This is a genomic window from Kluyvera georgiana ATCC 51603, assembly GCF_001654985.1.
In the GTDB taxonomy this organism is placed as follows: domain Bacteria; phylum Pseudomonadota; class Gammaproteobacteria; order Enterobacterales; family Enterobacteriaceae; genus Kluyvera; species Kluyvera georgiana.
Window position 1 is genome coordinate 1 of sequence record NZ_LXEU01000097.1, and the last position, 9,143, is coordinate 9,143.

Annotated in this window: 5 protein-coding genes; 4 read left to right on the forward strand and 1 reads right to left on the reverse strand. The window is 45.3% G+C overall.

Annotated features, from left to right (window positions below; all coding sequences use genetic code 11):
- Window positions 1-216: 216 nt before the first annotated feature.
- Window positions 217-822, forward strand: a complete 606-nt coding sequence (locus M989_RS22775; protein ID WP_000509966.1) for a recombinase family protein — start codon at window positions 217-219, stop codon at window positions 820-822.
- Between the two features lie 577 nt (window positions 823-1,399).
- Here M989_RS22775 and M989_RS22780 read toward each other — a convergent pair.
- Entirely contained in the window at window positions 1,400-4,408 is a 3,009-nt protein-coding gene (locus M989_RS22780; RefSeq protein WP_064549204.1) for a Tn3 family transposase, read from the reverse strand.
- Window positions 4,409-4,567: 159 nt separating this feature from the next.
- Between M989_RS22780 and M989_RS22785 the strand changes: the two genes are divergently transcribed.
- Genes M989_RS22785 through M989_RS22790 form a run of 3 tightly spaced genes read left to right on the forward strand, consistent with a single transcriptional unit; the run spans window position 4,568 to window position 8,599 of the window.
- Window positions 4,568-5,137 carry a recombinase family protein gene (locus M989_RS22785; RefSeq protein WP_004098989.1) on the forward strand — a complete coding sequence of 190 codons (570 nt, stop codon included), beginning with the start codon at window positions 4,568-4,570 and terminating at the stop codon, window positions 5,135-5,137.
- 7 nt (window positions 5,138-5,144) lie between these two features.
- Window positions 5,145-6,536 carry an SIR2 family protein gene (locus M989_RS25005; protein ID WP_004098990.1) on the forward strand — a complete coding sequence of 464 codons (1,392 nt, stop codon included), beginning with the start codon at window positions 5,145-5,147 and terminating at the stop codon, window positions 6,534-6,536.
- A complete protein-coding gene (locus M989_RS22790; protein WP_004098991.1) occupies window positions 6,533-8,599 on the forward strand; it encodes an ATP-binding protein in 2,067 nt (688 codons plus the stop codon). The genes M989_RS25005 and M989_RS22790 overlap by 4 nt, the downstream gene beginning before the upstream one ends.
- Window positions 8,600-9,143 lie beyond the last annotated feature (544 nt).

Consider the following 9,143-nt stretch of genomic DNA (forward strand, 5'->3'; position numbering starts at 1 on the left):
TGCCTAATGTTTTCCAGGTCATCATCGCCCAGCGTGTAGAACTTCAGTAGCGACAGTTCGTCCGTGGGCAGATCGAACAGCGCTGCTCGCTGCCGTTCGGTGAAAATATGGCGTCGTGACATACAAATTCGTCCCTTTTGAAGTATAGTCTGTTTTGGACAACAGCCAGCCCATATAAATCAGGGCGTTCCGATACAAAAATCCAGGAGGGTTCAATTGGGACATCGTGCCGCCATTTACTGCCGGGTTTCAACAGCGGATCAGTCTTGTGAACGCCAGGAATTTGATCTGCGAGCCTTCGCCGGCCGTGCCGGCTACGACGTGGTGGGAATATTTAAGGAAACAGGTTCAGGAACTAAACTCGACCGGGCCGAGCGAAAGAAAGTCCTGGCGCTTGCCCAGTCCAGACAAATTGATGCAATCCTGGTCACTGAGCTTTCCCGGTGGGGGCGCTCGACGCTCGATCTGCTCAATACGCTACGTGAACTGGAGAACTGGAAGGTTTCCGTGATAGCCATGAATGGAATGGCGTTCGATCTTTCGTCGCCGTATGGACGAATGCTGGCGACGTTTCTTTCCGGCATTGCGGAGTTTGAGCGGGATCTCATCAGCGAGCGGGTCAAGTCAGGCCTTGCTGTTGCGAAGGCACGTGGTAAGAGGCTTGGTCGTCAGGCCGGAGTGCGACCAAAATCAGACCGACTTTTGCCTAAGGTGGTTGCGATGAGGGCCGAGGGACGCAGCTATCGCTGGATCGCACGCGAGCTCGGTATCAGCAAGAATACCGTCGCTGACATCGTGCAACGACACAGAGCTAACGCTTAGGGTGTCATTTCGCCCTCAGCCGGAACCGACCCCGGTAGCACCGAGGGTTAGCCGCCGATACCAGTGAGGGATCGAAAGGGATCGCCTATCCATCCCTTCACCCTGCAAAGCCATATTCCGCTAAAAGCGGCTCAGAGGCTTTTGTGCGCGGTCGGAGTGGTCACAACAAGGCGAAGCCGCAGTTGGGGCGTATCTCCGCGTTAGCGGGTCGTAAGAGCCGCTTACGAGCGTGTAAGCTAATTCTTCAGCGATATTTGCTGACGTATCCGGCGTGGACGGATTTGTCCAATCCCTCGATGGCTAACAGGCGAGCTGTTAGCCATCGAGGGATTCCGTTCTGAATGCCCCGCGCTTTAGCGTGGGGAGCTACTTTTGAGGCGCTCGCGCCGATGCTGTTCGGTTATCCACTTTTTAAAGGGGATAACAGTAATGTCTTTTATTTTTTGGTTTATCTTTTAATACGTAAGTAATTAAAAGATAAACCAAAAGAGTATTTGCGCCATCTCGTTTGCACTTCATTATCACTTACCCACAAGCTATACAGGGGGTTCGAGGTCCAATGATGTAAAAAACCACGCTAAGAGGTTAATTCATTGTTTGTATTCAAATTTAATGGTCTTAACTCGCCCTTCAGAATATCTTCCGGTAACGAAAACGTATAATGTCCCAGCATATTTATATGGCCATGTATCAGCGGCGATAATCTTGCCAGATGCTCCTCTTCAGGTGTTTCCCCCGATTTGCGAAGATGTGACAACGCCTCCTGCATGTAAAGTGTATTCCACAGCACAACCGCATTGGTCACCAGACCCAGAGCACCGAGTTGATCTTCCTGCCCTTCACGGTAGCGTTTTCTAATCTCACCACGTTGTCCGTAGCAAATGGCTCGAGCCACTGCATGGCGTCCTTCTCCCCGGTTGAGCTGAGTGAGGATCCGACGCCGGTAATCCTCATCATCGATATAGTTGAGAAGATACAACGTCTTGTTGACCCGGCCCACTTCCATAATCGCCTGAGCCAGACCAGATGGTCGGCTACTTCTCAACAGTGAACGAATAAGCTCTGATGCATGGATGGTCCCAAGCTTCAGTGAGCCCGCCATTCGCATCATTTCATCCCATTGGGATTCTATTTTTGACAGTTCAACACATCCCCGGGCCAGCTCATTCAGGGCACCATAATGTGCCGTTTTATCTGCCCGCCAGAATATCGCCCCGCCTGCATCGGCCAGACGAGGGGAAAACTGGTAGCCCAGTAACCAGAACAGGCCAAAAATGATATCGCTGGATCCTGCCGTGTCCGTCATAATTTCTACCGGATTCAGCCCGGTCTGCTGCTCCAGAAGCCCTTCCAGTACAAAGATGGAATCACGAAGCGTCCCGGGAACTACAATGCCATGGAAACCGGAGTATTGATCGGAGACGAAGTTGTACCAGGTGATACCGCGTCCTGAACCAAAGTATTTACGATTTGGTCCGGAATTAACCGTTTTAACCGGTGTGACAAAACGCATACCATCTGCGGAGGCAACCTCACCACCTCCCCAGTACCCCGCGAGCGGCAGCGTGGACTGAAAATCAACCAGCCGTGCATTAGCGGTGACCAGCGTTTCTGCCCTGAGATAATTTTGTTTAACCCAGCTCAGACGATGGCGAGTAAGCGCGGGAATATTATGCTTTATCAGGGGTTCATGCCCTATATTGCAGGCTTCTGCCAGCAGTGTTGCGCACAGACTGACCTGGAGATCCTGCGCCCGAGCACCTGATTCACTGACGTGGCTGAATTCGCGGGTAAAACCGGTTCGGGCATCTATTTCAAGCAACAGCTCCGTCAGATCAACCGGAGGGATCAATTCTCTTACCCGACGATTCAATTGTATCAGTGCCGGTGGCTCATCCAGTTTATCCAGACTGCTAATCGTCAGTGAGGGATGCTTACCTTCATTGCTTATGCTGACCGCTGCGTTGCAGGCAAAACGTGAAGCCACTGATTTCCATGTGTCATCAAGCCGCGTAGCCAGTTGTTCTGCTGCTTTAGTTCCGTCTGATGGATGACCCAGCGCCCGACATACCGGGATGCGTTGTGCCTGCCATTCAGCTCCCTGAAGCAATTTTTGACGCGGGTCCCCCCACCGATCACTGTTCTCCAGCCAGAAATCACGACGGCGCAAAGAATCTTGAAGGCGCTCGAGAAGACACAGCGAGTAACCCGCTCGTAGAATCCTACCATCTCTGTCGTAGACCAGACGTTTCCATGGGCCGGAAATGATTTGCTCTGGTGCATCGTCGAGAATTCGCTTTTTTGAGCCACTCAGTTCGGCCAGATAATGGATTGCTGACAACGTGAGCTCCCCGGCCGGGGCGGCCTGAAAGTGTAAGTCACGCAACATCGCGGACAGGAAACGCTTCACCCGTCCATATTGTTCCACCATTTCATCCTGAAACTGAGTATCTTGCGGGCGCGCCAGCTCATTTACCTTGCCGACGGATTCAGCCAGTTTGTCCTTTGGTATGCGGCGAAAAATAGCCTGCCGCAGAGCTGCTTCATCGGTGTTCTCATCAAGTAATAACGTGCATGCCCGTGCCAGTAATAGCGCGGCACGATCAAGATCTTTCAGGGTCCTGAGCCGCTTTTTCTGCCCGATATTTTTTGCAGAACGCGTGATATCCAGAATAAGCATATCCAGCACATCCACGGCCTCGTCAAGCGCCGAAATTTCCTGTGCTTTCACAAACGCAGTAAGCACGGCCAGTCGCCGTTCGTCAGGCATTCTTGAAATGTATTTCACCGAAGCCATTCCGGCATAACGGGCCAAATTCCGCAGCTGGATGGCAGGCAGACCGGAGAAATTCAACCGGGAAAACTCCATGCTACGCAGTCGGGTATATCGCTCCAGGGCGTCTGTAAATGACGGCCCACTGATAGTGACAGGACCTTTTCGCATCTCCTCCAGCACCGATATACGCTGCCCTTCAGGTATTTCAAGTAAACCGTCCAGTTGTGTTTTCTGCCAGCTGTCAGGCAACAAAGCCAGCCTTCGCCATAATCGTCGACTTGCCCGTTCGCGTACTTCGCCAATCAGCCTTGTCAGAGTCGAGGCTGCGGGTAGCAGGATCTTATTTTGCAGCAACCATGCGGTAGCAAAATCAAACAGCAGACCTGGACGCTCATTGCTGAGCCAGGCGCGAGTATAGAGCAAACGCTTCAGTCTGAATGTCCAGGGGAAATCACCAAAATCATGATAATCATAATAGAGCTTGATAAGCCCCTGATGCTCCCAGCGGGTATTTTCTCTTTCAGCATACCGGGAAAGGATCTCTGGTCGGCTGATGTTCAACTGTGCCGCAATGTAAAAACGGATGAATGAGGGAATTTGAAGGGGATCAGGAAGAAACGTTCCCAGAAAGCGCGCCGTAGTCAGCTGAAGTGCAATCCCCAGCCGGTTATGTTTTCCCCGTCGCTGATTAATAAAAGCAAGGTCACGCTCATCCAGATGAAAATACCGAGCCAGCTGAACCTCATTTGGGTCTGCCACATAGCGACCGTAGTTTTCTGTCTGTTCGCTGGTAAGAAAGTCATCACTCATTGCGCATCCTTTCGTAAACGGGAGTTCTGTCCTTTTTTTAACCGTCTCAAATATTATAAATTGTGAGACTGCTCAAAACGGCATCATACATTAGTATCAAAAATCGCGATTTATACCTTATGATACTACGCAGTATCAATATCGATTTATGAGACCAAAATGGCATTATTAGGATATGCAAGAGTATCAACCAGCCATCAGAAACTGACGAGCCAGATTACTGAACTCAAAACAGCGGGAGTGAGGGATGATCGTGTATTTACTGACATGATGTCAGGAGCAACTGATGAGCGTGCAGGGCTACAGAGACTCCTTGCCAGAGCGGAGAAAGATGACATCATCCTCTGTACTAAAATGGATCGTCTAGGACGTAATACCGCTGATATGATTCGTATTGTGGATACTTGCTATAAAAAAGGCATCGCTATCCGATTTCTAGAGAATGGTCTTAGTACTGAAGGCACAATGGGAAAAATGGTTATCCAGATACTAGCAGCTGTTGCCGAGGCGGAACGAGAAAGGATCTTGGAGCGAACTAACGATGGGCGGAAGACCGCTATGATTAAGGGGGTCAAATTCGGAAGAAAGCCTCACAAGAAGGCTGAATTAGCTAATGAATTGATTAATAAGGACGTACAAGTTAAGGAAGTAATGGAAAAAACGGGTATATCAAGGGCGACCTATTTTAGGCTGAAAAGAAAAACAGCTATTAACTCTAACGAAGGATGAATTCAAAGTGAGTCAATACTTAAAGCTTGGAGATGACCAGTCTCCGGTTCAGTTGGATCCACACAGCGAAGTTGGTGCATTTAAAGTTGTTGGACACTGCTCATGGGCAAAACCAGGAGATAAAATCACTCCTGATTTTTTGCGTTTAAGAATAGAACCTTGGTTAACTGCTCTTTTTCAGTCTGAACACCTAAATATACTTATTGGCGCGGGACTTAGTTCAGCAATCCAAGAGTCAGCGACAGGCACGAAACCTCAAGGCATGGGATGGATTAATGATCTCAAAGTTTGCAAGGCTGAAATAGATAGTTATGTAGCTAAAACAGCTGAAGCCTCAGGAAGAGGAAGAGGTAATATTGAAGACCAAATCCGTTCAATTAATGAGTTAATTAAAGGATTAGAGATTTTAACTGCGCAAAATCTCCCACTTCCAGAACCGCCTCCTGGTGCTCTCCCATATCGAAATTTAAAAAGTGAGTTAGTTGAGTTAAATAATGAGCTAACAAGATGTTTGAAATTATTCTCAGATTCAGTTAGTAATGGGGAAAAGTTAATTCGCGATGCAAAAAACGATTTAAAAACACAAACGTTTAATTATTTAGTAAGTTTTTTGATGAGTTTTTCAAGTCGAACAGCGACAAGGGATCGATTACATATTTTCACGACGAATTACGACAGGATAATTGAAGCAGGAGCTGAAATAGCAGGTATTCGACTAATTGACAGATTTGTTGGTACTATAGCGCCTATTTTCAGATCTTCGCGACTAGAAGTCGACTATCATTATAATCCACCGGGTATTCGTGGTGAACCAAGATATTTGGAAGGTGTGGCGCGCTTTACTAAATTACATGGCTCATTGGACTGGTATACTACCGAAGGAGCCATAAGGCGATTTGGATTACCTTTTGGTGCGAGTTCGGTGGAACCCTTTTTACAAGTGGAGGCTGCTGGAGCAGCGAACTATCATCAATTAATGATTTATCCAAACTCGGTTAAAGACCGAGAAACATCAGAATACCCTTATGTTGAACTATTCAGAGACTTAGCATCTGCAACATGTCGTCCTAATAGTACTTTGGTAACATATGGTTATAGTTTTGGAGATGAACATATAAACCGTGTTATTATTGACATGCTGACAATACCCTCAACGCATATAGTAATAATTGCCTACGGCGATCCACTCGGTAGAATTATGCGCTTTGTAAACGAAAGTGGAAGAAAAGCTCAAATATCTTTATTACTTGGTGACCACTTTGGAGATATCAAGAATTTAGTGGATTTTTATCTTCCTAAAGCAGCGATAGACAGATCATCAATTCGTATGGCAGAACTATTGAAATCAAGGGGTTTATATCGTACAACAATTTCAAATAATAGCGAGGATGCTGAATGAACTCATTTCCGATTGAACAAGGTGAGCAACTCAGGGTCGGCACTGTAGATTTTGTTTCACCTAATGAAATTAGAGCAATATTAGAGATTGACTCACCTGATACTGTTGCTTTGAATGCAGGAACGCCTAGAAACTTTCCAAGAGTAAACAGTTATGTATTAATATCATGTGATAATGGTTACTTAGTTGGGCAAATAGAGTGGCTTGCTGTAGAACATTCGCCTTATCCAAAACAAAGAGATGTTCAAGAATTTGGTTTAGTAAATCTACCATTCCCCCGAAAAAAAATAAGTTTGAATCCGGTGGGAATGCTTAAACGTTTGTCCAAAGATGGTACTGATTATTTCAGATTTCAACGAGGTTCTGAATCGTTTCCTTCTATTGGGGCTGCTATTTTACTACCGACAGATTTACAACTTAGATCAATAGTCGAATCTGGAAATAATAGGCGAGTGATCATTGGACAAAGTCCACTTGCGAACAATGCAAATGTAGCTGTAGATCCTGATAGATTATTTGGTCGTCATATAGCAGTGCTCGGAAATACTGGTAGCGGTAAGTCTTGCTCTGTATCTGGATTAATCCAGTGGTCACTCGAATCTGCATTGGAATCACAAATAAAACCAAATGCCAGATTTATCATCCTAGACCCCAACGGCGAGTATGCACGTGCTTTGGGGCCAACGACGAAATTTAAAGGTAGAGTATTTAAGGTTGAGGCTGAAGGCAGTGAAAACCAATTACAAGTACCCTCATGGTTTTGGAATAGTTCGGAGTGGGCATCATTCACGCAAGCAAGTCCTAAAGCACAACTTCCATTACTAAAACGCTCCTTGAGAGCAATGAGAAATGAAGAATTTGATTTACAAAAGAATATAGATATAGAAGTTAAAAAATACCTAGGTACAATTTTGGTTTCTTTAAAAGCGGATAAATCTAAAGGAGCAGCGGCACTTAATGATTTCCCTGGAGCCAAAAATCTTTTGGCTAAAATTAATATTTGGCGTCAGAGTCTGGAAGAATACAAAGCGAGATTAACTACACCATGCCCTGAGTTAGATAAATTAATCATCTCTATTCAAGATTTTTGTGGGCAAAGAGAAGGCAGATATCCAGATTACAATGCTAAAGTTAGCGCAGTTGATAACATCATAAATGGAGTGTTATCTTCATTTCAGAGCCTTGGAGGCGATGAGTGTGAACTCCTTCCTAAAAACGAGGATATCCCCGTCCCTTTTGACGGAAATAATTTAGTCTCCTATTTAGAGGCGTTAGCACAAGAAAATGGTAGCGAGCAATATGTTGAATATCTAGTAGCTAGAATACGCACAATGCTTGCGGATACAAGAATGAAACCCATAACCAATGACTCAGAGCATAGAGTTGACTTGGCTAATTGGTTAGAAACATATATTGGGAAAGATGGTGATGGTGATAGCTGCGTTTCAATTATTGATCTTTCTTTAGTACCAACTGAAATTACTCATCTTGTGACAGCTGTCATTTCAAGAATTATTTTTGAATCATTGCAACGTTATAGACGACTATATAACAAATCTTTACCTACGGTACTTGTTGCTGAAGAAGCACATACATTTATTAAACGGTATCGTGAGGACAGTGAAAATCAGGATGTCGCAGCTGTTTGCTGTCAAGTATTTGAGAAAATTGCACGAGAAGGCAGGAAATTTGGTCTCGGTATGGTTATTTCTTCGCAACGACCATCAGAATTATCACCTACAGTTTTATCTCAATGTAATACTTTTCTTCTGCATCGAATTAGCAATGACAAAGATCAGGAGCAAGTTCATAAAATGGTACCCGACAATTTGCGAGGATTACTCCGTGAATTGCCTTCATTGCCATCTCAACATGCAATACTGATGGGCTGGGCATCTGAACTTCCTGTCTTAGTTAAAATGAAAAATTTGACGAAAGAGCAGCAACCCCATTCTGATGACCCTGATTTCTGGGATGTTTGGACAAGAAAGGATGCTGATGGGAAATTGGTCGAGAGAACGGCCAATTGGGAAGCTGTTGTAAAGGAATGGCAACAAAATTGAACTGAAGTAGGATGTGAAAACGGGAGGGCAGATCGGAATTGAAGGAACTTTATGCAATCAATCTACTTGGTATTGCGTTCCATCGACCATCAGCCCCATGATCATTGGAGTAGCTGTAAATGCAGCACCTAATAATTAAAATAAAACAATAGGTTAACCTATTAACGTGGTTTTTTACATCGTTGGCCCTCAAACCCCTAAAATCAGAAAAGTATCTTTCCAGACCTGTCAAATGGAAGCATTAACAAATCAGTTAACAAAACGGACAATATAGTAAAAAGTGGCTGGTAAGCATACTAACCACCTGATAGGCAGGTAGCAGCATAAAAGGGGAACCGAGTAATGAAAGGCTGTATCACCCGAAAAAGGTGTTTTCAGAGATGCACTATATGATGGAATAACAAGTTTTTGCAGATACTACCGGCGTAGAGGATGTCCCGAACACCTATAGCTGGAGTATCGATATTCACGGCATAATACGAATAAACCGAATGGGATATAAATATGGCAATTATTTTGGGTGTTTTATTTGTGATAACATTAA

Bases quoted from the DNA above. Each gene is read 5' to 3' on its own strand.
- M989_RS22785 (WP_004098989.1), top strand. From the start codon at position 4,568: ATGGCATTATTAGGATATGCAAGAGTATCAACCAGCCATCAGAAACTG.
- M989_RS22790 (WP_004098991.1), top strand. From the start codon at position 6,533: ATGAACTCATTTCCGATTGAACAAGGTGAGCAACTCAGGGTCGGCACT.
- M989_RS22780 (WP_064549204.1), bottom strand. From the start codon at position 4,408: ATGAGTGATGACTTTCTTACCAGCGAACAGACAGAAAACTACGGTCGC.